This is a genomic window from Pseudomonas sp. S44, from assembly GCF_016624805.1.
Classification (GTDB): domain Bacteria; phylum Pseudomonadota; class Gammaproteobacteria; order Pseudomonadales; family Pseudomonadaceae; genus Aquipseudomonas; species Aquipseudomonas machongensis.
The window spans coordinates 1-26,574 of the sequence record NZ_JACVTY010000042.1; the positions used below are offsets into that span (position 1 = coordinate 1).

Sequence of the window (26,574 nt, forward strand, 5' to 3'; positions counted from 1 at the left end):
CGTAGCCCGTGCCAGGCAGCGCGGTGTCTTTTTCGCGGGCAAGCCCGCTCCCACAGGGATTGGGCTGGCCTTTAGATTTTGAACAAGACAGGCACAGCCCCCAGTGCTGAGGGCCGTTACGCCCTATGTGGACCTACGCTCAGACCGCCAGCCGCGACGTTGAGCCGATCACCTTCTCCAGCACACTGAAATCGATCCACTCGCGCACGTCGAAGCGCTGCGGGATGAACCCCCAGCGGTGGAGGAATTCGGTGAAGTCCTGCAGCGCCTCGATCGAGCGATTGTCCAGGGTGGTGCGCAATCGCCGGTGGGCATCCTCGCCATAGGCGGCTGCCACCCAGTACTCGCTGGTGTTCAGCTCACGGGCCAGAAAACGCCGGGTCTCCTCGGGGTTGGCCCAGGCCCATTGCTCGGTGCGCAGCACCGTATCGACCAGGGTCACGCTGGCGTCGAAATGCTCGTGCAGCAAGTGCGTATCGACCGTCAGGGTCCGCGCCGTGCCGTTGTTGCTGCGAATCAGCGGATCGGGATGGCTGCCAGTATCGACCACCACGCGCAGGCCGAACTCGTGGGCCAGGCTGACCGCGTGCGCACCCTTGAGGAAGATGGCGTCGATATCGCCGCGCAGCAGGCCGATCAGTTCGTTGTTGCGCCGACTGAAGCGGCTGGTGCCCAGGCTGACGGCGGAGCCGTGCAGGTGGTGTTTGGGGTCGTCGCTGTAGGTGCCGCCGTAGGGATAGTCGACCAGCTCGACATCGGCCACCGACAGGCCTTCGAGCTTGAGTGCGTTTTCCAGGCCGCGCAGGGCCTGGGCGCGGGTGAAGTCGATCTGCACGTTGGCCCATTTCGGCAGGCCGAAGCGGCGATTCTTCAGGTCGCGGATTGTGCGCACGCTGCTTTCTTCAGTGGTGAGAATCAGCTGGACCTCGTCAATCCACGACAGCCCCAACACCCGGGTCTGGACGCCGCTGGCATAGGCCCAGATCGCCGGGATGCTACCGCCGTGGCGCACCGAGTTCTGCAGGTGATGGTCGTAGTGTGCTTCGCGCACCTCCCGTTCGCTGGACTCGCGCAGTGATTGGATATTGGTGCCGAACGGTTGAAACGCCTGGGCCAGGCGTCCGGACTGCACGGCGATGCCGAGCCCGGTGGGCACCGGGCTGTGGGTGTACCAGAGGGTTTCCAGTGGCTTGCTCATAGGGCGACGGAGGTCCTTTCCATGGCAGGGGTGTTGGCCAGCAACGCGTCCAGTGGGCCGCGGTCGATCCAGTCGCTGACCGTGAAACTGGCAGGGATGAAGCGCCAGCGCTTGAGGAAGTGGACGAAGTCCTGCAGGGCGGCGAGGGCCTGCTCGTCCAGGGCTGTACGCAGGCGCAGGTGGGCATCGTTGCCATAGGCGACGCTGACCCAGTACTCGCTGCTGTTGGTTTCGCGGGCCAGGTAGCGGCGGGTTTCGTCAGGGTGTCGCTGGGCCCAGTCTTCGGCGCGCAACACGGCGGCGAGGATCGTGCGGGCGACCTGCGGATGCTGGGCGAGCAGGTGGCTGTCCACCGCCAGGGTGCGCGGGGTGCCGTTGTTGCTGCGCACCAGCGGGTCGGGATGGGCACCGGTGTCGATCACCGTGTGCAGGCCAAAGGCATGGGCCAACTGTACGGCGCTGGCACCCTTGAGGAAGATCGCGTCGACCTCGCCACGCAGTAGCCCGGCCAACTCCAGATTGCGTCCGGCCGTCTGGGTGGTGGAGACCGGCGTGCCGGCCACGTTACGCACCGGGCGGTCGCTGAAGGTGCCGTCGTAGCGGTAGTTGACCAACTGCACATCCCCCACCTGCAGGCCCTCGAGGCGCAAGGCGTTTTCCAGCCCGCGCAGGGCCTGGGCGCGGGTGAAGTCGATCTGTGCCGCGGCCCAGTCGGGCAGGCCGAAGCGCCGCCCGGCAAGGTCCTTGACCGTGCGGATGCCACTGCCCGGAAGGCTCAGGATCAACTGCGCCTCGTCTGCCCACGACAGGCCGATCACGCGGGTTTCGCGGCCTTGGGCGCGGGCCCAGATCGCCGGGATGCTGCCGCCATGGCGCACCGAGTTGCGCAGGCTGTGGTCGAAGTGCGATTCGCGCACAGCCTGGTCGTCGGCTTCGCGCAGCGACTGGACCTGGGTGCCGAGGGCAGACAGGTCGGCCTGCAGCCAGCCTTGCTGGACGGCGATGCCAAGCCCGGTGGGAACCGGACAGCGGGTGTACCAGAGGGTGTCGAGGGGATGGCTCATGGTGGGGTCTCTGCAAGGATTCAGGCGCGGGCCTTGAAAGGGGTGGAGGCCGGTTGCTGCACCAGCGGCAGCACTTCCTGGCCGATGCGCAGCGCCTCTTCAAGGTGCGGGTTGGCGGCCAGGATGAAGGTGGAGAAACCGGCATCGCGGTATTCGGCCAGGCGTTCTGCAATGTTCTGGTGGCTGCCGACCAGGCCTACGGTCGGGCCGGGCTTGGCCTTGGCGAAACCGGCCCAGAGGTTGCGGGCCAGGATCAACTCGTCGAAGCCTTCCAGGTGCTGGTGATAAGCGGCCTGGCGTGCGCCGCCGACAGAATCGGAGCCGGTAATGAAGCGTTTCGCCGTGCTGCTGGCCGTGCCCTCCAGGCGCTCGAACTGCTGGCGCAGCTCGCGCCAGGCCTGGTCTTCGGTCTCGCGGGCGAACAGGTCGACACGCAGGCCGAAGCGCACACTGCGCCCTTGCTTGTCGGCCAGTTCGCGAACCCGCTCAAGGTGCGGCTTGAGCTTGTCGATCGGCTCGGCCCAGTTCAGGTACACGTCGGCGTGACGCGCGGCGACCTCCAGTGCCGCGTCGGAGAACCCGGAGAAATACACCCCCGGCTTGCGCTCGTGCTGCAGGCCCGGCGGCAGGCTGCCGTGCTCCAGGCGGTAGATGTCACCCTGGTAGGAGAAGCTGTCGTTGCTCCACAGGCCCTGGATCACGTCGAGGAATTCGCCAGTGCGCTTGTAGCGCAGGTCGTGCTCGAGGAAGTCGCCATTGGCGCGTTGGCTGGCGGGATTGCCGCCGGTGATGATGTTCCAGTCCAGCCGCCCACCGCTGAGGTTCTGCAGGATCGCAGCCTGTTGCGCAGCGTAGGCGGGCAGGGTCCAGGTGGCCTGGAAGGCGATCAGGAAGCGAATGCGTCGGGTCTCGCGCGCCAATGCCGCCGCCGCGATCCACGGCTCCGGCCCCGTGGGCAGCAGCGCCCCTTCGAAACCGGCCAGTTCGGCGGCCTTGGCCACCTGGGCGATGTAGTCGATGTAGCTGAAACCGTCGGCTTCGCCACTGGGCAGGCGCCCAGGCGCGATGTTGCCGGGGCGGTGCCGGGGGGCGCCACGGTTGTGGCGGTCGGTGGACAACTGCGGGCCGTCGGTGCCCAGCGGCAGGCGCCAGAAGAATTCGGTGGACATGGGGGCTCCTGTGAGCAATGAGCGAATGGATGCAGCGGTGCAACGGCTGTGCCATTGCCGCGGCGCACCCCGTGGGGCGCGGGCTCGGGCGATGCGAGGGGCGCGGGGTGCGTCTGTGGCAACACCTCGCCAGCAATGGTTGCTGGGGGAGCAGCAGGGCGCTGCGGTGCGCCGTTGCCATCCCCCGAGGGTCCTGCACGTGCGACTTCAGGGTTGCGAGGTTGTTTCGAGCGCTGCGGCGCTGCGCATGTAGGCGTCATGCAGCGCTGTATAAGCGCCATCCAGGGCCAGCAACTGCCCGTGCGATCCGTGCTCCACAACCCGTCCATGGCGCACCACGGCAATCCGGTCGGCATCGCGGATGGTTGCGAGGCGGTGGGCGATGACGATCGCCGTACGCCCTTCGCACAGGCGTCGTAGCGCTCGCTGGATGCGCCGCTCGGTATGTACATCCACCGCCGAAGTGGCTTCGTCCAGCACCAGCACTGCCGGGTCCGCCAGGTAGGCCCGCACCAGGCACACCAGTTGGCGCTGGCCATGGCTCAGGTGAGAGCCCAATGCGCCGACTTCGGTGTGGTATTGCTGCGCCAGGCGCTCCAGCACCTCGTCAGCGCCCAGCTCGCGCGCCGCGGCAATCAGCTGGGCGTCATCAGCCTGCGGTGCGGCCAGGCGCAGGTTGTCGAGAATGCTGCCGCTGAACAGTACGTTGTCCTGCAGCACCACCCCGACATTGCGCCGCAGTTCATGCTGCGACAGGTGGCGCAGGTCGATGCCGTCCAGCTTCACCGCGCCAGCGTGCACGTCGTAGAAGCGCGTCAGCAATTGCACCAGGGTGCTCTTGCCATGTCCGGAGGGGCCGACGATGGCCAGCACCTGGCCTGCGGGCACATGCAGGTCCAGGCGGTCGATCACCGGCCTTGTGGCCTGGGGGTGATAGGCGAATTCGACCTGCTCGAAATCCACTTGCCCGCGCGCCCGGCCCAGCGGCCGAGGGCGGTCCGGGTCGAGCAGTTGCGGGCGGGTGTCGAGCAGCAGAAAGATTCGCTGGGCCGAGGCGGAGCCTGTGGCGTAGCGTTCGAACAGGTCCGACAGCTCCTGCAGCGGGCCGAGGAACAGGAACACATAGAACAGGCTCTCGGCGACCTGGCCGACGCTGACCGTGCCTTGCGCCAGGCCATGGGCGCCGACCAGCAACAGCACGGCCATGCCGGCGGTGCTGAGCAGCGCGGTGAAGGGGGCGAACCAGCCCGCGCGCAAACTCCCGCGGATCAGCGCCTGGTTGAAGTCTTCCAGCAGGCGCCGGTAACGCTGCGCATTGGCCGTTTCCTGACCGCACTGCTGGATCAGCCGCACGCCGTTGACGCTCTCGACCAGGTGCGCCGTGAAGCGGCTTCGCTGCTCGGCAACCTTTGCCCAGTTGCGCTGGGAGATGCGCTTGAAGCGCCAGGTCGCCAGCACCAGCAGCGGCACCGTACCTGCCAGGCTGAAGAAGAAGCTTGGCTCGATGCGCCACAGCATCACCGAGGCCAGGCCGCAGCGCAGCAGGGCGCCGAGCAGCTCCGGCGGACCTTGTACCAGCAACGGCTCCAGGGCATCCACGTCACGGTCGGCGCGGGAGATGATGCGCCCGGCGCGGGTCTGGTCGAAGTAGCTCACCGACAGTGCCTGGACATGGCTGAACACCTTCACCCGCAGATCGTTCAGCACGCGGATCGCCGCGGAGCCTGCGATGAACTGCGACACTCCCGCGAGCAGGAAACGCACCAGCCAGCTGGCCGCCAGGGCCAGGCCCAGCCACAGCACCAGGCGTTCGTCCAGCAGCCAGTGGTCGCCGTCGTGGATCAGCCCACGGTCGAGCAGCTCGCGCACGAACCAGGGCCGCAGAAACACGGTGAACACCAGCAGCAGCTCGATACCGATCACGGTCAGGATCGCGCTGCGGATCGGCCGCATCAGCGGCAGCAGGCGGTGCAGCATGCCGCGGTCCAGGGCCTGGCGGGCGAGGGTCTGTTCGATCTCGAGGTCGCTCGGGGTCTTGCGTGGCTCAGTCATGCTCGATCCCCAGCAGGTCGCGGTAATGGGCGTTGTGCGCGCTGAGTTCGGCGTGGCTGCCGCTGGCGGCGATACGGCCGTTGTCCAGCACCAGCACGCGGTCGGCGAGCAGCAGGGTGGAGAGGCGGCTGGTGATCAGCAGCAGGGTGGGGGCGTGGCCCTGATCGCCGCGCAGGCGGCGGATGTTGTCCAGTACCCGGCGCTCGGCGTGGGCGTCGAGGGCGCTGGTGGCGTCGTCCAGGCAGAGGATGTCCGGGGTGCCGAGCAGCGAGCGGGCCAGGCACAGGCGCTGGCGCTGGCCGCCGGAGAGCGTGACACCACGGTCGCCCAGCGGTGTATCCAGGCCATGGGGCAGACGCTCCAGGATGTCCTCTGCCGCAGCCAGTCGCAGGCCCTCGCGCAGTTGCTGGTCGCTGGCGTGGGGGGCTGCCAGTCGCAGGTTGGCCGCCAGGCTGTCGGAGAACAGGAAGCTTTCCTGGGGCAGCACCTGCACGCGACGACGCAGTTCTGCCAGGTCCAACCCACGCACATCCTGCCAGCCGTGGTGCTCGGAGCCGATCAGCACGGCACCGCCCTGAACATCGGCCAGGCGTGGCAACAGGCTGGCCAGCAGGCTTTTGCCGGTGCCGGTGGCGCCCACCAACGCGACCACTTCGCCGGGCTGAAGGGTGAGCGAGCAGTCGTGCAGGATGTCACGTCCGCCGTTCGGCGCGCCGACCCGTACCTTCTCGAACTTCAGGCCCAACGGCCCTCGGGGCAAGGCCTGAGGGCCGCTGCCGATCGCTGGCGGTTCGTCGAGCAGTTGCCAGATGCGCTCGGCGCTGGCACGGGCGTCGGCGAAGGTCTGCATGACCCGGCCGATGCCCTCGATGCGAAATACCAAGGTCGTGGCCAGCAGCAGCGAGGTCACCAGCTCGCCGATTCCCAGCCGCCCGTTCGCCACCAGGTGAGCGCCATGGACCAACACCCAGGCGTGCCCCAGCGCCACCACCGCCTGCGGCAGGGGAATGCGCGAGGCGGCGTAGGCGAGGGCGGCACGGGCATGCCCGGAGAACACGGCCACCTGCGCGGCAAAGCGTTCGATGCGTGTCTGTTCCAGGCCGAAGGCCTTGATCACCCGCACGCCGCCGATGCCTTCGGCGAGGTCCTGGCTGACCTGGTCATAGGCGGCACCTACGGCGCGGTCGAGGGTGACCAGGCGCTCGGTCTGTACCACGAACAACCACAGGCCGACACCGGTCAGCAGCAGCGGTACCAGGCCCAGCAGCGGGTCATACCAGGCCAGCAGGCCGACCACCGCCAGCACCACCAGGGGTGTTTCGACGATCTGCCGCCAGAAGGTGATCAGCGCATCGCGGACCTTGTCGGCATCGCGGGTGGTACGGGTCACCAGTTCGCCCATGCCGTGCTGCCAGTGGTAGCCCAGGTGCAGGGCCTGTACCTGTTCGAGGATGCGTTCGCGCAGGCGCGTGAGCAGCGCCTGGCTGAGCACCAGCGACAGTACGGCAGCCGCGTACTGCAGCAGGCCACGGCCGAGGGCGATGGCCAGCAACAGCCACAGCCAGTACCAGGCGACACTGGCGTCGAGGCTGCCGTCGGCCTGGCGAACCACGGCCTGACCGGCGCTGACGTCGTTGACGGCATGGCCGATCAGCCATTGCTGCCAGACCAGGCCGAGGTTGCCGGCGATGTAGAGCAGGGCGACCAGAAGAAAGCGCCAGGGCATCTCGCGGTAGATGGCCAGGGCGCGCAGCAGAGGGTGGGGCATACAGGTGTCCGAAGGGAGTGGATGTGCCGGCCACGGCACGGGCTTGCCCAGCGACGTGGCCGCTGCGGATTCAGCGGCGCGTCGCGCCCTGGGCCTCCTTGGCATTGAGAATGGCGGTGTACTCGCCGGGATCCGCGCCATTGAGGTAGTAATTGCCGACGTTGTGCAGGCGCCAGCGGATCGGATCGTGAGTGGTGTGCACCCGCGCGTTGCGCCAGAAGCGATCGAGGTTCCACTTGCTCAGGCTGGCGCTGGCACCCAGCAGCGAGAACAGGTCGCTGGCGATTTTCAGCGAGGCGCTGTCGGCGTGGGCGCGGGCGGTGGCCACCGAGAGGATCAGTTCGTCCTGCAACGCCTTGTTCTCCGGGTCGCGCTCGTGTTCGTCGAACACCCGTGCGGCATCGCGCAGCACCGACTCTGCCCCGCGCAGGGCCACGGCGTATTCGCCAATCTGGCGGATCACATGGGGCTCGTCACTGGCCCGTTCGACGCCGCTTTCAACCCAGGCCCGGGCATGCTCGCGCAGGTAGGCGGTGGCCGCCTGCAGGGCGCCGGCGGCGATGCCGGTGTCGATGGCCGCGTGGAGGATCTGCGGGAAGGTCAGGCCGGTGCGCTTCATCGGCCCGTTACGGCGCGAGAGATAGCGCTCGTCGAGGACGATGTCTTCGAAGTTGACGGTGCCGCTGACCGAGTTCTGCTGACCGAAGGCGTCCCAATCGTCGATCAGTGTCAGGCCTGGCGTATCGCGCTGCAGCAGCACGCCGACGCCGCCGTCGTCGCTGGCGGCGGTCAGCGAGATCCACTCGGCCAGGTAGGCGCCGGTGGAGTAGAACTTGCTGCCGTTGAGCACCAGCTTGCCGTCCGCGCGGCGCTCGACGCGGGTCTTGAGGGCGAACTTGTTCTTGCCGCCGACCTCGGCCAGGGCATTGCCCAGGCGCTTTCCAGCCAGCAGGTCGGCGACCAGGCGATCGCGTACTTCATCCGGATAGCCACTGACGACGCCGCGCAGCATGACGTTGTGAATCTGCAGCAATTGGCCCACGCCACCGTCGGCGACCGAGATCAGGCGTACGGTTTCGACAAGGGTGGCGACGGAGGCACCGAGCCCGCCGAATGCCGCAGGCACGCCGATGGCGGTGAGGCCGCTGCTGGACAGCAGCTCAGCCTGGCGGCGAGGGAGTTGGCCGTTGTTGCGTGGGTCGGCAGCGATGGCGGCGATTTCCTCGGCGACCTGGCGGGCGACTTCGATGGCCTCGGTTTCGCTGGTGAGGCGGCGGTGGGTGGGCGTTGTCATGGGATTTCCTCGATGGGGGTCTGGGGGCCGCTGCGCAGCCCATCGCGGGACAAGCCCGCTCTCACAGGTACGGCGCCGCTTCCAACGACGCCGGGGTTCCTGTGGGAGCGGGCTTGTCCCGCGATGGGTCGCGCAGCGGCCCCACGCTCTGCCAGACCTAGAGCAACTTCTTTGCCACACCGCTGAAACCCCTGCGGCACAAGGCTTACAGCTCTACTCACAACGTCTGTTGCTGCCCCAGCAACACCTCTATCCCGGCCACTGCTGATCTGGCAGCACTCACCCCGCAATCCTGCCCGCCAACCAGCACCCGTCCCCCCGACGCCCTGGCCTGGGCCCCGTGATTCGGGGCCTGCAGCCGTTGGCACGGGCGCTGCAATAGCGCTGTCACGACCCTCAAGGAGCGACCCCATGACCCTCGCCACTGCCCCTGTACTGCCAGCCGCCGACACGCGTCTGGAGCGCATCTGGTTCACGCGCTGCCCCGTCCCGACCGCTTCGGGTATCGCCTACAAGCTCGGCTGGCTAAACGAAGAATTCGCCGCCGACGGCCTGCCGGTGGAAACCCTTCAGGAGGCCCGTCAGCTCGGCCAGCATCACTATGATCACCAACTCCCCGGGCTGTTTCGCGAAGGCGGCAACCTGCCGGCGCTGGCGGCCCGTGCTGCCGGTGCACCGAGCCGGCTGATCGGCCTGACCTGGATCGAGGAATGGCAGACCATCCTGGTACGCCCCGACTCGGGCATTCGCAGCGCCGCCGACCTGCGCGGCAAGCGCCTGGCACTGCCGGCCTGGGGCGACAACCGCCCCGGCAGCATCGCTCGGGCCATGAGCCTGCATGGCTACAAGGGGGCCCTGGCCTCGGCCGGCCTGAGCATGGACGACGTGCACTTCAAAGAGGTGGCGCTGCTCGACCAGACTCGGGCCGAAACTCCGCAACTGGGCCTGCAGCGCCTGTGGTCGGGCCTTGATTACCTGGCCCGCGGCGAGGTGGATGCGGTCTACGTCAAGGGCGCAGCCGCCGCCGATGCCGCGCGGCGCCTGGGCCTGGTAGTCGGTGTCGACCTCGACGCACTGCCTGATCCGCGCCACCGCATCAACAACGGCACGCCAAGGCCGATCACCGTGCACCAGAGCCTGCTCGACGATCACTTCGATCTGGTGGTGCGCTTTCTCGCCCAGACCCTGCGTGCCGCCCAATGGGCTGCAGGCAACCGCGATGCGCTCAACGCCATTCTCGAGGAGGAAACCCGCGCCGGCAGCCAGGGCGTGGCCGAGGCGTACCGCGGCGATTTCCACACCACCCTGGCGCCGGACCTCTCGGCGCAACGCCTGGACTACCTGGACGTGCAGAAGACCTTTCTCAACCTGCATGGCTTCCTCGAACGCGACTTCGACCTCGCCGACTGGGTCGACCATCGCCCCCTGCAAGCTGCCCATGAATTGCTGGCCCAGCGCCGCGCCTGATACCGGAGACCTGAGATGACCGTACTGATCAACGAGCAAATCGACCTGGACACCTTCGTCGACCAAGTGGTGGCCGAGGCCGAAGCGGCCTTCACCGTGTTCCGTGAAACCCACACCATCACCGCCAATGGCACCGTCGGCTTCATCGAGCGGGTGCCTGGCCAGGAGCTGCTGGTGTCGGTGAACTATGGCGGGCCGTGGAAGCGCCACCAGCCGCTGCAGGCCAGTGTCAGCGACTTCGCCGGCAATGTGGTTCGCGGTAAGGCCAAGGGCGGGCTGGGCCGCTACACCAAGCTGTTCCAGACCCACGCCGATGTCACCACCGTGTCTCACGTGCACAGCCCCTACCTCGGCGCCTGGGCCCAGACCCACCGCACCTTGCCGTTCCACTACGTGCCGGTGCAGCGCTACCAGTTGGCCCGCGAGCTGCCGGTCTACATCGACCGGCGCCAGGCCGAGGTGGACTTCATCCTCGACAAGATCGCCGAGAACCCCTTCAACCTGGCGATCCTGGAGGCCAACGGCGGCGCCACGGTGTGGGGCAAGCAGGGCCTGCGCGCCACCGCCGAGTTCATCCTGCTGCTGGAGGAGGGCGCGCAGATCCAGTTGCTGGCCGACGCGCTCGGTGGCTCGCGCCCCTATGGGCCAGGGGTGCTGACCCAGCAGTGGAAGATGAGCGGTCTGTACGAGCGCGCCACCGAGCTGGGCCTGGTGCCGGGCATCGATCGTCGCAACTGAGCCCTTCACTTTCTCGCAAGGAGCACGCCCATGGCGGTCAAGATCCTCTGGTACCTCACCACCCCCGACGGCCCCTATCCCTGGGAGCCCCAGGGGCGCTGGAACACCGATTTCCAGCACCTCAAGCAACTGGCCGTGGCGGCCGACCGTCTTGGCTACTATGGCGCGTTGCTGGGCTCGAGCCCGAACGAAAGCCTGGCGGTGTCGGCTGCGCTGATCGATGCCACCGAGCGCTTGCGTTTTCTGGTGGCCCAGCACCCCGGCGAGCTGTCGCCTGCGGTGTTGGCCAAGTGGGCGCTGACCTTCGACCAGTTCTCCAATGGCCGACTGCTGTTCAATGTGGTCAACGGCAACGATGCGGGCCTGGCGACCTTGGGCGTGCATTACCCGCACGATGAGCGCTACGACTTCAGCCTGGAGTACTGGCGCGCGTTCCAGGGTTTCTATGCGGGCGAAACGGCAGGCTACCAAGGGCGTTACGTCAAGCTCTCGCCGCGCTCGCCGGCAGCGGCCAGCCACCCGCTGGGCGGCTGGCATCCACCCAAGCAGAAACCGGGCATCCCGCTGTGGGGCGCTGGCACCTCGGCGCCTGGAGTGGCCCATTCGGTGCAGTTGCTCGACGTCTACCTGAGCTTTGCCGATACCCCGCAAAGGCTGGGGGACAAGTTCCGCCGCGTGGCCGCCGAAGCGGCGAAGATCGGCCGCGAACTCACTTATGGCACGCGCCTGCAAGTGATCGTGCGCGAAACCGAGGAAGAGGCCTGGGCCCACGCCGAACGCCTGCTGCAACGGACGTCGCTGGCCACCGCGCGGGCTTCCATCGAGCGCCAGCTACCGCCGGGGCAGACCCTGGAAAGCTTCGTCAGTGACGACCCACGCATCCAGCGCAACCTCGACAGCATTCGTGCCGGGCGCCTGCCGAGCGCGCGGGAGCTGGAGATTCATCCCAACGTCTGGCTCGGCCCGAGCCTGTTCGGCTTCAACATTCTTGGCCCAGCGGCCGGCACGTACCTGGTGGGCAGCGCCGAGCAGGTCGCCGAGCGTATCCGCGAGTATGAGGCGCACGGCACGTCGGCCTTCATCCTTTCCGGCTTCCCGCTGATCGATGAAGCGCAGCGGGTCGCCGACCTGCTGTTCCCGTTGCTGGACCTGGACCACGGCTTCGAAGTGCCGCGCCTGGGCGCCGCACGCCAGGCGGCGGTGGCGCAACCGGCATGAGGACTGAGCGATGACTGAGTTTTCCCGCCGGGTCTTTCTCGGCAACAGCCTGGCGGTCGGTGGTGGCCTGTTGCTTGGCGGCAGCCTGCTCGGTGGCTGCGATGCCGGCCAGCCAGCGGCGGTTGGTGGTGCACTGCCGGGGGCGCCGGTACGCGGCGGTCGCCTGCGGGTCGGGATCATCGACGGTGACCAGGCAGGCAACCTCGACGCCCACAAGCCGGTGGGCGGCGGGATCATTCGCGGCTGGGCGCTCTATGCCAAGTTCTGGGAATGGAACCCCGATGTCAGCACGCGCCTGGCCCTGGCCGAGTTCGCCGAGCCCAACCGCGATGCCAGTGTCTGGACCATCCGCCTGAAGCCGGGGCTGGAGTTCCACCACGGCAAGAGCATCACCGCCGACGACATGCTGTTCTCGATCCTGCGCCTGACCGACCCGAAGCTGGCCTCGCCCTATGCCGGGCTGGTCGGTGCCATCGACCGCGATGCCCTGCGCAAGGTCGACGAGCGCACCCTTGAAATCCGTTTCAAGGGCGGCCAGAGCTTCTACCCGCTGGATGAAACCCTGATCAGCTTTGGCGGCATCGTGCCCACCGACTATCACCCGGTCACCAATCCGGTGGGCGCCGGGCCCTATCGGCTCAAGAGCTTCATCCCCGGGCAACGCTCGCTCTACACCCGCTTCGAGAACTACTACAAGCCCGAGCGCCCCTACACCGATGAACTGGAGATCATCGAATTCAAGGACCAGGTCTCGCGCGCCGCCGCGCTGCGCGCCGGGCAGATCGACGTCGCCAGCGGCGTGCAGGCCGAACACAGCGCATTGCTCAAGGCCGACCCGCGCCTGCGCCTGTATGTGTCGCCCACCACCTCGTTCAGTGGCTTCAACCTCAACCTGGCCAAGGCGCCGTTGCAGGATGTGCGCGTGCGCCAGGCTCTGCGCTTGCTCGCCGATCGTCAGGAACTGGTGGCCCGTGGGCTCAACGGCTTCGGTCGGGTGGCCAACGACCTGTATGCGCCGCACGATCCCACCTACAACCATGACCTGCCCCAGCGCCCGTACGACCTGGATCAGGCCCGCGCACTGCTGCGCCAGGCCGGCCACAGCGACCTGCGCCTTGAGCTGACAACACCTGCAGGCCCTGGGGTGAACGCCGCCTTGGTGTTCGCGCAGCAGGCGCAGAAGGCGGGTGTACAGGTCAAGGTCACCCAGGTCGATGGCTCGGTGTTCAATGGGCCGCAGCGCGAGCACTGGCAACTGTCGCCAGGCTCGACGCCAGCGCGCGGTTTTCTGGCCTCGGCGCTGCACAACGATGCGCCGCAGGCGATCTACAACCGCAGCAACTTCCACGATCCGCGCTTCAGCGAACTGTTCGGGCAGGCCTTGGCCCAGCCCGACCTTGCCCGACGCAAGGCTTTGGTCCACGAGGCCCAGGCGATCCAGCACGCGCGCGGTGGCCTGCTGATCTGGGGCTTCAGTGATGTGCTCGATGCCGCCAGCGCACAGGTCGGCGGGCTCACTCCGGAGCAGACCACCTTCGCCTCCTGGCGCTTCGACGAGTTGTGGTTGAACCATGCCTGATCCTCATCACTGCACACCGCGCACGCCGGCCTGGCTGTCGTGGTTCATCGGCCGCCTGGGCTACGGCCTGCTCACCGCCTGGGTCATCAGCCTGGTGGTGTTCATTGCTACCCAGGCGTTGCCCTCGGACCCGGCGCGGGTGATCCTCGGCCCGGACGCGCCACTGGAAAGCATCCTCACCCTGCAACGGCAACTGGGGCTGGACCAGCCGATCCTGGTGCAGTACCTGCGCTGGCTCGGCGCCGCGCTAGGTGGCGACCTGGGCATTTCGCTGGATTCCCAGGTGCCGGTGGCCGACCTGTTGTTCGGCCGCCTCGGCCACACCCTGGCGCTGTTGGCCGGTGTGCTCGCGCTGGTGGTGCCGCTGGCGCTGCTACTGGGCGTGACCCTGGCGCTGCGGCGCGACAGCCGCCTGGACCGCTTCGGTCTGTCGGCGCTGATCCTGTTCAAGGCCACGCCCGGGTTTCTCCTGGCCATCGGCCTGGTGCTGCTGTTCTCCATGCCCGGCATGGGCTGGCTGCCGGCAGTGTCGATCCTCGATCCGCAGCGGCCATTGTGGGCGCAACTGCAGTACCTGGTGCTGCCGGTGATTGCCCTGGGGCTTTCGGCCTTGCCCTACCTGACACGCATGGTGCGCGCCGCGATGATCGAAGCGCTGGAGTCGGACTATGTGATCGCTGCGCGCCTGCGCGGCATTCCCGAGCGGCGCATCGTCTGGCGGCATACCTTGCCCAACGCGCTGACCCCAGCGATCCAGGGCGTGGCCCTGACCCTGCGCACCCTGGTTGGCGGTGCGCTGCTGGCCGAGGTGATCTTCAGCTATCCGGGTATCGGCACGGCACTCAATGCGGCAATCCAGATGCGCGACCTGCCGATGATCCAGGGCATCGTCCTGGTCATCACCTTGGCGGTGGTGCTGATCAACCTGCTCGCGGACCTCCTCACCGTGCTGCTGACCCCCAAGCTGCGCACCGCGCGCCGGGTGCGGATGATCCGGCGCAACCGCCGGGGCATCCTGCCCTGGTGGCGCCGCTCGCGCAGCGTACCTGCCCAGGAGGCGAACCATGATTGATACCCCTTGGCATGCCGATCGGCAGATCCGCCGTGGTGCCTTCATCACTTTGCTGGTGGCCGGGTTGGCGCTGCTGGGCCCCTGGCTCGCACCGCATGCACCGACGGCCATGGTCGGTCCGGTGTACGGCCCACCGGCGGCCGGTGCGCCGCTGGGCCATGATTTCCTGGGGCATGACTTGCTCTCGCGGCTGCTCAGCGGTGGGCTGTCGGTCCTGTGGATGTCAGTGGCGGCTGCGACCCTCGCGCTGCTGGCCGGTGGCAGCCTGGGCCTGTTGGCGGGTTTTTCGCGGCGACGCCTGGACCAGGCGATCAGTTGGGCGGCGGATGTTTCGCTGGCATTTCCCGACCTGATCCTGGTGCTGCTGATCGTGTCGATGCTGGGGCGTGCGCCTTGGCTGATCGTGCTCACCGTGGCCATCGCCTTCACCCCTGGGGTGATCCGCCTGGCGCGCGGCAGCGCGGTGGCGGTGGCCGGGCAGGAGTTCGTCGAGGCGGCGCAGATGATGGGCTATTCGCGCTGGCGCATCCTGTTCAGGGAGATCCTGCCGAACATTCTCACGCCGCTGCTGGTGCATTTCGGCAACATGCTGACCTGGGCCGTGGGCATGCTCTCGGGCCTGGGTTTCCTCGGATACGGGGTGGCACCGCCGGCCGCCGACTGGGGCCTGATGATCAACGAGAACCAGGCCGGCCTGCTGGTGCAGCCCTGGGCCGTGCTGGCCCCGGCGTTGCTGATCGGCGTGTTCGCCTATGGCACCAATATCCTGGCCGAAGGCATTGGTCGCGCCAGTGCGCGGATCGGGGAGAAACAACCATGAATGCGGTCGTGCAGAGCGTCGCCGAAGTGCTGCGGGTCAGCGACCTGCGGGTGGAACTGGCCGGCCGGGTGGAGGTGCTGTCGGGCGTGTCGTTCAGCCTGGCGGCAGGGGAGATCGTCGGGCTGGTCGGCGAATCCGGTTCGGGCAAGACCACCCTGGCGACGGCCTTGCTGCGTCATGCCCGCCAGGGCGCGCGGATCGTTGCCGGGCGTGTCGAGGTCGCCGGTCACTCGCTGCTGGAGCTCGAAGGCGAGGCATTGCGCCTGGCTCGTGGGGGGCTGGTCGGCTATGTCGCCCAGGACCCGGCCACGGCCTTGAACCCGGCGCTGCGCATCGGTGCGCTGCTACGCGAAACCGTGCTGGCCCATCAGCCGCGCCTGGCCCGCGATGCCCTGCAACAGCGCATCGCCACGACGCTCGAGGAGGTCGGGCTGCCGTCTGACGCCGAATTCCTGCGCCGTTTCCCGCACCAGTTGTCCGGCGGGCAGCAACAACGGGTGATGCTGGCCCTGGCGTTCGTCCTGCGGCCGCGCTTGATCGTGCTCGACGAGCCGACCACGGCGCTGGACGTCACCACCCAGGCCCATGTGCTCGCAACCCTCAAGGAGCTGTGCCGCAGCCACGGCGTGGCGGCGCTGTACGTCACCCATGACCTGGCCGTGGTGCGCGACCTGGTGGACCGGGTGATGGTCATGTATGCGGGGCGCCTGGTCGAGGTCGCCGCGCGCGAGGCGTTGTTCGCGGCGCCAGCCCATCCCTATACGCGTGCGCTGCTTGGGGCGATCCCGGATGTTGCGCGGCGTCAGCCGTTGCAAGCCATCGGCGGTCATGCCCCGGCACCCGGGCAGAGGCCTGAGGGTTGTGCCTTCGCGCCGCGTTGTGCGCGGCGGCAGGCGCAATGCGTGGTGCTGGAGCCCGCGCTGGTGCGCCTGGGCCGCGAGCAGCAGGTCGCCTGCCTGGTGCCGCATCAAGAGCCGCTGGTCTTGATCGATAGCGCAGCGGGCGAGGGGCCCGTCGAAGCGCTCACTGCGGCGCCGCTGCTCGAGGTCCAGGGTCTGGACGTAGCCTACGACCGCCAGGTGCTGTTCGACGTTGCGCTGCAGGTGGGGCAGGGCGAGTGCCTGGCGTTGGTCGGTGAGTCCGGCTCGGGCAAGACCAGCCTGGCGCGGGCCATTGCCGGGCTTGGCGAGAACGTGCAGGGGCACCTGCGCTACGCCGGACAGCCGCTGCCCTTTGCCGCCCGCCAGCGTGATGCCGGGTTGCGCCATCAGATCCAGTACATCTTCCAGAACCCCTACCGGGCGTTGAATCCTCGGCAGACGGTGTTGCAGACCCTGAGCGCGCCGTTGGCGCATTTTTTCGGTATTCGCGGCGACGAGGCCAGGCGTCGGGTCGAAGCGGTGCTCGAGCGGGTATCGCTGCCGGCACGGGTGGCCGGCCTGTATCCGCACAGCCTCTCGGGCGGCGAACGCCAGCGCGTGGCGATTGCCCGGGCGCTGGTGTGCGAACCTCGGCTGCTGGTGTGCGACGAGATCACCTCGGCGCTGGATGTGTCGGTACAGGCGTCGATCCTGGCGCTGCTGCGGCGCTTGCAGGGTGACGGGCTGACCGTGCTGTTCGTCACCCACGACCTGGGCGTGGTGCGTGCGATTGCCGACCGGGTGCTGGTGTTGAATCAGGGCAGGGTGGTGGAGCAGGGCGCGGTGGACGCGGTGTTCGAGCGACCTCAGCAGGGGTACACCCAGACATTGCTCGCACATTCGCCGCGTTTGCACCCCTGACCTGCCGCGGTACCGGCGCACCTCTGTCGTAGCGGACTTCAGGAAAAAATCATCAAGCGCGGAATTATTTAGTGTCCATTTGTATCTGACCCCATAGGGCCCGTTGCCACTATTGCTTTGGCTGCGTGGCCGAAAACTGTTCGCCCGCCCGATCTGCCCCGGGGACAGCGGATTGTCACGACAGGTCAGCTACAGAGTAAGCACTTATGAAATCACGCAAGAGAGTCAAGCCGATCGGCTTGAAAGACATCACCATCGTTGACGACGCCAAGATGCGCAAGGCGATCACTGCCGCAGCGCTCGGCAACGCCATGGAGTGGTTCGACTTCGGCGTCTACGGCTTCGTCGCCTATGCGTTGGGCAAGGTGTTCTTCCCCAACGCCTCGCCCAGCGTGCAGATGATCGCGGCCCTGGCAACCTTCTCGGTCCCTTTCCTGATCCGCCCGCTGGGAGGGCTGTTCTTCGGTGCCCTGGGGGATCGCTATGGCCGCCAGAAAGTCCTGGCGGCGACCATCGTCATCATGTCGCTGAGCACCTTCGCCATCGGCCTGATACCGTCCTATGCCTCGATTGGCATCTGGGCGCCGATCCTGCTGTTGCTGGCCAAGATGGCCCAGGGCTTCTCGGTCGGCGGCGAATACACCGGTGCCTCGATCTTCGTCGCCGAATACGCCCCTGACCGCAAGCGCGGCTTCCTCGGCAGTTGGCTGGACTTCGGCTCGATCGCAGGCTTCGTGCTCGGTGCCGGCATGGTGGTGATGATCTCGGCCATCGTCGGCGAGGAGCAATTCCTCGACTGGGGCTGGCGCCTGCCGTTCCTCGTCGCGTTGCCGCTGGGCATCATCGGCCTTTACCTGCGCCACGCCCTGGAGGAGACGCCAGCCTTCCAGCAGCATGTCGACAAGCTCGAGCAGGGTGATCGCGAAGGCCTGGCCTCGGGGCCGAAGGTGTCGTTCAAGGAAGTGGCCACCAAGCATTGGCGCAGCCTGCTGACCTGCATCGGTGTGGTGATCGCGACCAACGTCACCTACTACATGCTGCTCACCTACATGCCCAGCTACCTGTCGCACAACCTGCACTACAGCGAAGACCACGGCGTGCTGATCATCATCGCGATCATGGTCGGCATGCTGTTCGTGCAGCCGGTGATCGGCTTCCTCAGCGACAAAGTCGGGCGGCGCCCGTTCATCGTGGTGGGCAGCGTCGGCCTGTTCGTCCTGGCGATCCCGGCGTTCATGCTGATCAACAGCGGCAGCCTCGGGGTGATCTTTGCCGGGCTGCTGATCCTGGCGGTGCTGCTGAACTTCTTCATCGGCGTGATGGCCTCGACCCTGCCAGCGATGTTCCCCACTCACATCCGCTACAGCGCGCTGGCCAGCGCCTTCAACATCTCGGTGCTGATCGCCGGCCTCACCCCGACCATCGCCGCCTGGTTGGTGGAAAGCACCGACAACCTGTACATGCCGGCCTACTACCTGATGGTCATCGCCGTGATCGGCCTGCTCACCGGGCTGACCATGAAAGAGACCGCCAACAAGCCCCTGCGCGGAGCGGCGCCTGCGGCCTCGGACCTTGAAGAAGCCAAGGAACTGCTGCAGGAGCACCACGACACCATCGAGCAGAAGATCGAGGACATCGACGAGCAGATCGCCGAGCTCGAGGCCAAGCGCAAGGTGCTGGTGCAGCAGCATCCGCGGATCGAATGAGGCCCCGCGCGATGCCGTACGCGCGTGGACTGATTAAGGTGATACGAAAGCGTTTCATGCGATGATGGCCAGCCGCCTCTAGCCAGACACCTCGGGCGCAGGGCGGCTGCCTTCGACCAACCATGGATGATCATCGTGTTCAAACCGCTACTCCCTCTCGCCCTGAGCGCCCTGTTCCTGGGCGGCTGTGCCGGCCACGCGCCGAGCAAGGACAAGGTTTCCCTGCGCACCGACAAAAGTGCGATCGTCGGTATCTGGGCGATGATGCCGCTCAAGAGTGGCATCGCCAACGTCGCCGAATACAAGGCCGACGGCAAGGTGCTACTGCACCCGTTCAACTGCGCCGAGCCCAAGACCCAGGCCGTCGAGATTTCCGACTACAAGGTCGCGGAGGACGGCAGTTCGATCCACGTTCAGTCCGAGGCGCGCGCGTTCGACCTGAAGGTATTGGGTTTTGCCCCGACGGTCATGATGTTGAGCATGCCAGTCGCCGATGCCCAGCTCACCTTCCTCTACCGCAAGGTCGACCAGGTGGCGCCGCTATGTGACCTGTACGTCGATGCCAAGGGTGAGGCGGCACGGCGAACCCCGTTCCAGGCAAGTGACTTCGCCCCGGCGCCGGCAGTACCAGCAGGCCATGCGGGGCTCGAACGCTATATCGGCAAGTGGGCGAGCAAGGCCGGCGCGGTGCAGATCGAGGTCGTTCGTGACGCCAGCGGCGTCTACCTCTATCACCGCCCGGACGAGAACTGGCGCTACCTGTACAACAACGTGCGCTGGACGGGCGATGCCCTGGCCTTCAACAGCTACGCCTACACCGAGAAGCCGGCGCTGTTCCGCCATCCCTACCACAAGACCAATACGCCCATGACCCTGGAACCGCTGGAAAACGGCCAGGCGCGCCTGACCTACCTGATCGACGGCAAGCGCTTCGACAGCCTGCTGCACAGGGCCAAGGACTGAGCCGAGCCCAGCAGAGACGGGCTTGCGTCATGGCGGCTCGTCCCTGCCGGGATTTGGAATCTAAATTAATTTGCATATTAGGTTATTCCTAAAATCAATTTAATTTATCTATGGCGACTCGGTACAGTCAGTGCTCCAACGCACGTACCTTCCCGAGGAGCTCCATGCCGATCCGTTCCCGCCTACTGTTGATTGCCGCCAGCCTGCTGCTGGCAACCCAGGCCTTTGCCGCCGAGCGCCTCACGCTGCGCGTCGGTGACCAGAAGGGCAACATGCGCGCCCAGCTCGAGGCTGCCGACGCACTGCGCGACCTGCCCTACGACATCCACTGGGCAGAGTTTCCGGCCGCCGCGCCACTTGCCGAGGCGCTCAACGCAGGCGCCATCGATGCAGGCATCATCGGCGATGCCCCGCTGCTGTTCGTGCTCGCCTCCGGGGCGCCGGTCAAGGCCATCGCGGTGGACAAGTCCGACCCCTACGGCACCGCGGTGCTGGTGCGCCCGGAGTCGCCCCTGCGCAGTGGCGCCGACCTCAAGGGCAAACGCATCGCCACCGGCCGCGGGTCGATCGGCCACCACATTGCGCTCAAGGCTCTGGAGCAGGCCGGCCTGAGCGAGAAGGACGTGGAGTTTCGCTTTCTAGGGCCGGTGGACGCCAAGATCGCCCTGGCCAACGGCTCGGTGGACGCCTGGGCGACCTGGGAGCCTTACACTGCGCTGGCCGAGACCAGCGGGCAGGGCAGGGTGCTGGTGAACGGTCGCGGCCTGTCCAGCGGCAACAGCTTCCTGGCGGTCACCGACCAGGCGCTGCAAGACCCTGCGCGACATGCGGCCTTGCAGGACTACCTCAAGCGCCTGGCTGGCGCCCAGGTGTGGGCCAACCAGCACCTGGACAGCTATTCCAAGTCCCTCGCGGCGATCATCGGTTTTCCCGAAGAGGCCGCGCGGTTGCAGTTCGAGCGGCGCAAGCTGCACTGGCAAGGCATCGATGAGCACACCGTGGCCCAACAGCAGGAGACCGCCGACTTCTACCACGCCCATGGCCTGATGACGCAACGGCTGGACGTTGCCCCAACCTTCGCCAAGGATTTCAGCGTACCTGCCGAGTGAGGCATGCGGCGAGGTTCACACCCCTCGGGTCAGTCCACCATCGACCTTGATGTTCTGCCCGGTGATGTAGGCCGCGCCTTCGCTGGCCAGGAAGGCAATGGTCGCAGCGATTTCCTCGCTCTTGCCGTAGCGCTTGAGTGGCACGCTGTCGCGGCGTTGCTCGGTGGCCGGCAGGCTGTCGATCCAGCCGGGCAGAACGTTGTTGATCCGCACGTTATCCTTGGCGTAGGTGTCGGCGAAGATCTTGCTGAAGGCTGCAAGGCCGGCACGGAACACGGCAGAGGTCGGGAACAGGTCGCTGGGCTCGAAGGCCCAGGCGGTGGAGATGTTGATGATCACGCCACCTTGCTGTTTCTGCATGGTCGGGGTGACCAGGCGGGTCGGGCGGATGACATTGAGCAGATAGGTGTCCATGCCCTTGTGCCAGTCGTCGTCGCTGATCTCCAGGATCGGCGCACGCGGGCCGTGGCCTGCGCTGTTGACCAGCACATCGATGCGCCCCCATTTCTCCAGCACGGTGTCGACCAGGCGTTGCAGGTCGTCGTTGGACTGGTTGCTGCCGGTCACGCCGATGCCGCCCAGTTCGCGGGCCAGGGCCTCGCCCTTGCCCGATGAAGACAGGATTGCCACCTTGAACCCGTCTGCGGCCAGGCGCCGCGCCGCCGCTGCACCCATGCCGCTACCGCCGGCGGTGATGATCGCTACTTTTTCTACTGACATGTGACCTCCAATGCAATGCTTGGCTGATGTGATGGGGTCAGCCTAGCACCGGTGCACCGCTGGCAGGGAGGCAGCAGGGGTTTGTCAATTCAGTAGAAAATCTATTGCCTCAGGGGGCTTCCACCTGCTCCAGCAGCCAGCCGCGAACCACGTCCAGTGCGGTCGGTGTGCTGCCCTTGCGGGGCCAGACCAGGTAGAAGTGCTTGTCCATCTCCAGCGCCTGCTCGAATACCTGCACCAGCCGCCCGGCCTGCAGGTCTTCCTGCACGAACAGTTCGCTGGACAGCGCCAGCCCTTGCCCGGCCACGGCGGCCTCGATGGCCAGCGAGGTCTGGTTGAAGCGCACGTTCTTCGGCATCGGCTGGGTCGGCTGGCCGAACAGCTGGGTGATGAACTCGGGCCAGAAATTATGCGCATCGTGCAGCAGCAGGAAATGCTGCAACTGCTCGAGGCTGTGCGGTTTACCCCACTGCGCCAGCAGTGCGGGGCTGGCCACCGCGACCACCCGCTGCCTGAGCAGCAGTTCGGTGTTGAGCCCTGCGCCGAAGGGCGGGTGGCCGTAGCGCACGGCAAGGTCCACGCCGTCGGCCTGGAAGCGCGACAGGCGATCGGTGGCCAGCACCCGCAGGTCGATCTCGCCATGGGCCTCGGTGAACGAACTCAGCCGGGGGATCAGCCATTTCGAGGCGAAGGTCGGGGTGACGCTGACGGTGAGGTGACGGTTGTCCGGGCGCAGTGCCGCAGTGGCTTCGCCGATCAGGGCCAAGGCGTTGCGGATACTGTGGCTGTAGCCCAGCCCCGCATCGGTCAGGCGCAGGCCACGTGGCAAGCGTTCGAACAGCCTGATGCCCAGGCTCGCCTCCAGCCCCCGTACCTGCTGGGCCACGGCTGCCTGGGTGACACCCAGCTCCTCGGCCGCCAGGCGGAAATTCAGATGGCGCGAGACAACCTCGAACACGCGCAGGGCATTGAGCGGGGGGAGGGCGGTCGGGCCTTCGGTCATGGTCGTGCCTGCTGGTGGGGATCGCTGGAGGATAACAGTTTGCGCAGCCTGCTCTGTTGCAGGATCGGTGTAACCGGTACCCTCGACGCCCCATCGTTTTCAGGACCATGCCCATGTCTCGAGGTGCCGTGATTGCAGCCGGGCTGCTGCTGTTCGCCAGTGTTCGGGTGTTCGCCGAGCCGCCCACCGTGATGCAGCGCTACGCCTGCAGCGCTTGCCACCAATTGGATGCGCGGGCCGTGGGTCCGTCCTGGCGAGAGATTGCTGCGCGTTATCGCGACGGCAGCAAGGACGCCGGGCAGTTGGTGCAAAGCGTCCGACAGGGCAGCCGGGGGCAATGGGGAGTGGTGCCGATGCCGCCACAGTCGCAAGCCCGCGAGGAAGATTTGCAGGCCATTACCCAGTGGATTCTCGAACAGCATTGAAAGCTGGGTTCACTATCCTGAAATTCGCAATGAATCATCCTGATCTGTCCTGCTTATCGCGACGGACCTGAACGCATAACCTGTGCCTCACCGACACCCGGCGAGGCCGTCCGCCCATGCAGCAAGTCCCTGTCTCACGTGCCCTCGCGGCACGCCTGCTCCGCCACTTCCCGGGCCAGTGCGAGAAACGCGGTCATGCCTGCCGAGGGATTGCGCCGCCCGGCGTAGTACAGGCACAGCCCCGGCAACGGTGGCGTCCAGTCGTCCAGCACACGCACCAGGCGCCCGGCCGCGATGTCCTCGCGCACGTCCTGTTCCATGAAGTAGCCAAGGCCCACGCCAGCCATGACGGCAGTACGTGCCAGGCTGGCCTCGTCCAGAGTGATGGGGCCCTGCACGTCGATCTGCTGCGCGCTGTTGCCGTTGGCGAAGCGCCAGCGGAACAGCGCGCCATCCGGCAGGCGCACGCGGACGCAACTGTGGCGCTGCAGGTCGGCCGGCAGCCTTGGCGTGCCCCGCGCGGCCAGGTAGGCGGCGGAGGCGACCACGGCATAGCGCTGCGGCCGGCCGAGGGAAAGGCTGATCATGTCGCTGGGCACCAGGTCGGCGACTCGCACGCCCAGGTCGAAACCATCGGCGACGATGTCCACCAGGCGCCCCTCGGTGACCAGGTCCACCTGCATCTGCGGATAGCGCCGCAAGAACTCCAGTACCAGCGGCCCGATGATCTCGCGTGCGGCGAACGCCGCAGCGTTGATGCGCAGCATGCCACTGGGCTGATCGCGCTGGGCGCGCACCACTTCCAGGGCGCCTTGCACCTCGCCCAGCGCCGGGGCGACGTGCTCGACGAACAGGCGCCCGGCATCGGTCAGGGACACGCTGCGCGTGGTGCGGTTGAACAGGCGCACGCCAAGGTTCGCCTCGAGCTTGCCGATGGCGTTGCTCAGGGCAGTGGTGGACATCCCCAGGTCGATGGCCGCCGCGCGAAAACTGGCGCGCCGGGCGATGGCGAGGACGGCATCGAGGTCGTTGAGGCTGACGCGCTCCATGGTTCGGCTCGTTCGGACAAAAACACGATTCTATCCGCAACCCAGGTTGCTACCACCGGAGAATATCCATGAGTCATCCGTCAGAAACCCTGCGTGGCAAGCGCGTACTGGTCACCGCTGGCACCAAAGGCCTGGGCAAGGCCACGGTCGAGCTGTTCCTCGAGCTGGGCGCCCGTGTACTGACCTGCGCGCGCACAGCGCCCGTCGATGCCCCTCAGGCGTCGTTCGTCAAAGCCGATCTGACCACCCTCGAGGGGTGCGAGCAGTTGGCGGGCGAGGTCGAGCGGCAGCTGGGCGGTGTCGATGTCATCGTTCATGTGCTGGGCGGTTCCAGCGCACCGGCCGGGGGCTTTGCCGCCTTGGGCGAGGCGCATTGGCAACAGGAGCTGGACCTCAACCTGCTGCCCGCCGTGCGTCTGGATCGGGTCTTGCTGCCCGGCATGCTGGCGCAGGGCGGCGGGGTGATCGTTCACGTCACCTCGATCCAGCACCAACTGCCGCTGCCGGAAGCCACCACCGCCTATGCGGCGGCCAAGGCGGCGCTGTCGACCTACAGCAAGAGCCTGTCCAAGGAAGTCGCACCCAAGGGCGTACGCGTGGTGCGGGTCGCGCCCGGCTGGATCGAGACCGAGGCCTCGGTAGCCCTGGCCGAGCGCCTGGCCAGCGAGGCGGGCACCGACTACGAGGGCGGCAAGCGCATCATCATGCAGGCCTTGGGCGGGATCCCCCTGGGTCGGCCCGCCAGCCCGAAGGAGGTGGCCAACGTCATCGGCTTCGTGGCCTCGCCAGCAGCTGCGGCGGTGACCGGCACCGAGTTCGTGGTGGATGGCGGGACCGTCCCTACCGCTTGAACCGCGTCATGAGGCGGTCCACACGGCCAGTTCGTAGCCGTCCGGGTCGATGAAGTGGAAGCGCCGGCCGCCAGGGAAGGCGAAGGTGGCGCGGCTGATGCGCGCGCCTGCTGCTTCTGCACGTCGCTGGGTGGCTTCAAGGTCGTCGGCGTAGAGGATGACCAGCGGGCCACCCGGTCGTACCGCTTCGCCGGTGGTAAAGCCGCCGCTCAGGCGGCCATCGGAGAACTCGGTATAGGTGGGGCCGTAGTCGGTGAAGGACCAGCCGAACACTGCCCCATAGAACGCCTTGCTGCGGCCGATGTCGGTGACGTTGAACTCGATGTTGTCGATCTGTCGATCCTGCCCGCGAATACCCATGTGGCCTCCTTGCGTGATGGAGCGCGCAGTCTAGCGCATCAGCGCAAGCGCAGAGGCTTGATCACGGTCTCTCCCAGCGTATCGCCGGCTCAACTGCTCGTGGCTTGCTCAAGCTCCAGGGCCTGCAACGATCGTCCACGGACGATATACTCCGCGGCCCATGTCGTCCCCCGGAGAACCCCATGCGGCAGGCTTTGCTTATCGTCGATGTCCAGTCCACCTTCAGCCCTCCTGAGTGGCTGATCGACGGAATCCGCGCGTTGGCCGCGAAACTCCCTGCCATCGCGTCGGTCGAGTTGCACGACGAGCAGGTCACGCCGTTCCAGCAGCAGCTTGGCTGGCATCCGGCGCGCGAGGACGAGAGCCTGATCGAGGCAGACGAAGTGTTCGTCAAGCACGGCTACGGGCAGACCGCCGAGGCCATCGACTACCTCAAGCGACTGGGGGTGGAGCGTGTGCTGGTCTGCGGCCTGCAGACCGAAACCTGCGTACTGGCCGCCGGCTTTGCGCTGTTCGATGCCGGGCTGAACCCGACCTTGATCACTGACCTGACGGTGGGCTCTTCACTGGACCGCTCGGGCAAGTTGGGTATCGAGCTGTGGACCCATCACTTTCGCCAGGTGACCACGGTGGCGCAGGTGGTCGAGGGGCTGCAAGGCTGAAGGGGCTGCACGCCAGCCCCTTGCACCTACACCACCGCGATCAGGTCAATCTCCACCGCGGCATTCTTCGGCAACTGATACACCCCCACCGAGGTGCGGGTATGCTTGCCGGCGTCGCCCAGCACTTCATGCAGGATCGCCGACGCGCCGTTGGCCACTTCGCTCTGCTGGGTGAAGTCTGCCGCCGACTGCACGAATACATTGATCCGCGCGATACCCTTGACCGCGTCCAGCGAGCCCAGGCTTTCGCTCAGCAGCTTCAGGCAGCGCAGGGTGCTGATCTTGGCGGCAGTCTGCGCATCGGCGAGGCTGACGTCCTCGCCCACCCGCCCCGGGAACACCACGGTGTCGTTGACCCGCGGGATTTGCCCACTGATGTACACCTGGTCGCCCAAGTGCAGCACCGGCACGTAGTCGCCGCCGATCTTCAGCGGGCCATCGAACGAATAACCCAGCGCCTGCAGAGCGGCTTCATAGCGGTCGTTTCTGGACATCGGTAGTGCTCC

At 66.9% G+C, this 26,574-nt stretch carries 24 protein-coding genes; 13 read left to right on the forward strand and 11 right to left on the reverse strand.

Annotated features, from left to right (window positions below; all coding sequences use genetic code 11):
* Positions 1-139: 139 nt before the first annotated feature.
* The 6 genes from IAE40_RS23230 to IAE40_RS23255 form a co-directional block, all read right to left on the reverse strand.
* On the reverse strand, positions 140-1,198 hold the full coding sequence (locus IAE40_RS23230; protein WP_054891493.1) for an ABC transporter substrate-binding protein: 1,059 nt from the start codon (positions 1,196-1,198) through the stop codon (positions 140-142).
* Positions 1,195-2,262, reverse strand: a complete 1,068-nt coding sequence (locus IAE40_RS23235) for an ABC transporter substrate-binding protein (protein WP_063545205.1) — start codon at positions 2,260-2,262, stop codon at positions 1,195-1,197. Before IAE40_RS23235 ends, IAE40_RS23230 begins: the two co-directional genes overlap by 4 nt.
* A gap of 20 nt (positions 2,263-2,282) precedes the next feature.
* The gene (locus tag IAE40_RS23240; RefSeq protein ID WP_197890970.1) at positions 2,283-3,431 is read right to left on the reverse strand and encodes an LLM class flavin-dependent oxidoreductase; all 1,149 of its coding nucleotides are present in this window, start codon (positions 3,429-3,431) and stop codon (positions 2,283-2,285) included.
* 207 nt (positions 3,432-3,638) lie between these two features.
* On the reverse strand, positions 3,639-5,483 hold the full coding sequence (locus IAE40_RS23245) for an ABC transporter ATP-binding protein (protein WP_200603934.1): 1,845 nt from the start codon (positions 5,481-5,483) through the stop codon (positions 3,639-3,641).
* Positions 5,476-7,251, reverse strand: coding sequence for an ABC transporter ATP-binding protein (locus tag IAE40_RS23250; protein ID WP_200603935.1), 1,776 nt, complete (start codon positions 7,249-7,251; stop codon positions 5,476-5,478). Before IAE40_RS23250 ends, IAE40_RS23245 begins: the two co-directional genes overlap by 8 nt.
* 70 nt (positions 7,252-7,321) lie before the next feature.
* Positions 7,322-8,545, reverse strand: a complete 1,224-nt coding sequence (locus tag IAE40_RS23255; protein ID WP_200603936.1) for an acyl-CoA dehydrogenase family protein — start codon at positions 8,543-8,545, stop codon at positions 7,322-7,324.
* Between the two features lie 411 nt (positions 8,546-8,956).
* On the opposite strand from IAE40_RS23255, the gene IAE40_RS23260 reads away from it, so the two are divergent.
* The 10 genes from IAE40_RS23260 to IAE40_RS23305 all read left to right on the forward strand — a co-directional run bounded on the left by IAE40_RS23260 (position 8,957) and on the right by IAE40_RS23305 (position 20,998).
* Entirely contained in the window at positions 8,957-10,012 is a 1,056-nt protein-coding gene (locus IAE40_RS23260) for an ABC transporter substrate-binding protein (protein WP_197890973.1), read from the forward strand.
* A 15-nt stretch (positions 10,013-10,027) separates the two neighbouring features.
* The gene (locus IAE40_RS23265) at positions 10,028-10,750 is read left to right on the forward strand and encodes a class II aldolase/adducin family protein (protein WP_063545200.1); all 723 of its coding nucleotides are present in this window, start codon (positions 10,028-10,030) and stop codon (positions 10,748-10,750) included.
* Between the two features lie 30 nt (positions 10,751-10,780).
* Complete coding sequence (locus tag IAE40_RS23270) at positions 10,781-11,968, forward strand: LLM class flavin-dependent oxidoreductase (RefSeq protein ID WP_065864827.1); 1,188 nt, start codon at positions 10,781-10,783, stop codon at positions 11,966-11,968.
* A 10-nt stretch (positions 11,969-11,978) separates the two neighbouring features.
* Entirely contained in the window at positions 11,979-13,547 is a 1,569-nt protein-coding gene (locus IAE40_RS23275; RefSeq protein ID WP_200603937.1) for an ABC transporter substrate-binding protein, read from the forward strand.
* Positions 13,540-14,619, forward strand: coding sequence for an ABC transporter permease (locus IAE40_RS23280; protein WP_153773894.1), 1,080 nt, complete (start codon positions 13,540-13,542; stop codon positions 14,617-14,619). The genes IAE40_RS23275 and IAE40_RS23280 overlap by 8 nt, the downstream gene beginning before the upstream one ends.
* Entirely contained in the window at positions 14,612-15,439 is an 828-nt protein-coding gene (locus IAE40_RS23285; RefSeq protein WP_063545196.1) for an ABC transporter permease, read from the forward strand. The genes IAE40_RS23280 and IAE40_RS23285 overlap by 8 nt, the downstream gene beginning before the upstream one ends.
* Positions 15,436-17,220, forward strand: coding sequence for a dipeptide ABC transporter ATP-binding protein (locus IAE40_RS23290; RefSeq protein ID WP_200603938.1), 1,785 nt, complete (start codon positions 15,436-15,438; stop codon positions 17,218-17,220). Before IAE40_RS23285 ends, IAE40_RS23290 begins: the two co-directional genes overlap by 4 nt.
* A gap of 206 nt (positions 17,221-17,426) precedes the next feature.
* Complete coding sequence (proP, locus tag IAE40_RS23295; protein ID WP_054891480.1) at positions 17,427-18,926, forward strand: glycine betaine/L-proline transporter ProP; 1,500 nt, start codon at positions 17,427-17,429, stop codon at positions 18,924-18,926.
* A 126-nt stretch (positions 18,927-19,052) separates the two neighbouring features.
* Complete coding sequence (locus IAE40_RS23300) at positions 19,053-19,889, forward strand: hypothetical protein (protein ID WP_234465228.1); 837 nt, start codon at positions 19,053-19,055, stop codon at positions 19,887-19,889.
* Positions 19,890-20,053: 164 nt separating this feature from the next.
* Entirely contained in the window at positions 20,054-20,998 is a 945-nt protein-coding gene (locus IAE40_RS23305; RefSeq protein ID WP_200603940.1) for an ABC transporter substrate-binding protein, read from the forward strand.
* A gap of 15 nt (positions 20,999-21,013) precedes the next feature.
* Here IAE40_RS23305 and IAE40_RS23310 read toward each other — a convergent pair whose 3' ends face one another.
* The gene (locus IAE40_RS23310) at positions 21,014-21,718 is read right to left on the reverse strand and encodes an SDR family oxidoreductase (RefSeq protein ID WP_054891477.1); all 705 of its coding nucleotides are present in this window, start codon (positions 21,716-21,718) and stop codon (positions 21,014-21,016) included.
* A gap of 109 nt (positions 21,719-21,827) precedes the next feature.
* Positions 21,828-22,721, reverse strand: a complete 894-nt coding sequence (locus tag IAE40_RS23315; RefSeq protein ID WP_200603941.1) for a LysR substrate-binding domain-containing protein — start codon at positions 22,719-22,721, stop codon at positions 21,828-21,830.
* Between the two features lie 113 nt (positions 22,722-22,834).
* Here IAE40_RS23315 and IAE40_RS23320 point away from each other — a divergent pair, with 113 nt between their 5' ends.
* The gene (locus IAE40_RS23320; RefSeq protein ID WP_197890981.1) at positions 22,835-23,146 is read left to right on the forward strand and encodes a c-type cytochrome; all 312 of its coding nucleotides are present in this window, start codon (positions 22,835-22,837) and stop codon (positions 23,144-23,146) included.
* A gap of 134 nt (positions 23,147-23,280) precedes the next feature.
* On the opposite strand, the gene IAE40_RS23325 is transcribed toward IAE40_RS23320, so the two are convergent.
* Positions 23,281-24,195 carry a LysR family transcriptional regulator gene (locus IAE40_RS23325; RefSeq protein ID WP_125929681.1) on the reverse strand — a complete coding sequence of 305 codons (915 nt, stop codon included), beginning with the start codon at positions 24,193-24,195 and terminating at the stop codon, positions 23,281-23,283.
* Between the two features lie 68 nt (positions 24,196-24,263).
* Here IAE40_RS23325 and IAE40_RS23330 point away from each other — a divergent pair, with 68 nt between their 5' ends.
* On the forward strand, positions 24,264-25,046 hold the full coding sequence (locus IAE40_RS23330) for an SDR family oxidoreductase (protein ID WP_063545181.1): 783 nt from the start codon (positions 24,264-24,266) through the stop codon (positions 25,044-25,046).
* Between the two features lie 6 nt (positions 25,047-25,052).
* Here the strand turns inward: IAE40_RS23330 and IAE40_RS23335 are convergent, their stop codons facing one another.
* Entirely contained in the window at positions 25,053-25,406 is a 354-nt protein-coding gene (locus IAE40_RS23335; protein ID WP_153773887.1) for a VOC family protein, read from the reverse strand.
* Positions 25,407-25,588: 182 nt separating this feature from the next.
* On the opposite strand from IAE40_RS23335, the gene IAE40_RS23340 reads away from it, so the two are divergent.
* Positions 25,589-26,068, forward strand: a complete 480-nt coding sequence (locus IAE40_RS23340) for an isochorismatase family protein (RefSeq protein WP_063545179.1) — start codon at positions 25,589-25,591, stop codon at positions 26,066-26,068.
* A 26-nt stretch (positions 26,069-26,094) separates the two neighbouring features.
* On the opposite strand, the gene IAE40_RS23345 is transcribed toward IAE40_RS23340, so the two are convergent.
* Complete coding sequence (locus tag IAE40_RS23345) at positions 26,095-26,562, reverse strand: RidA family protein (protein ID WP_197890983.1); 468 nt, start codon at positions 26,560-26,562, stop codon at positions 26,095-26,097.
* Positions 26,563-26,574 lie beyond the last annotated feature (12 nt).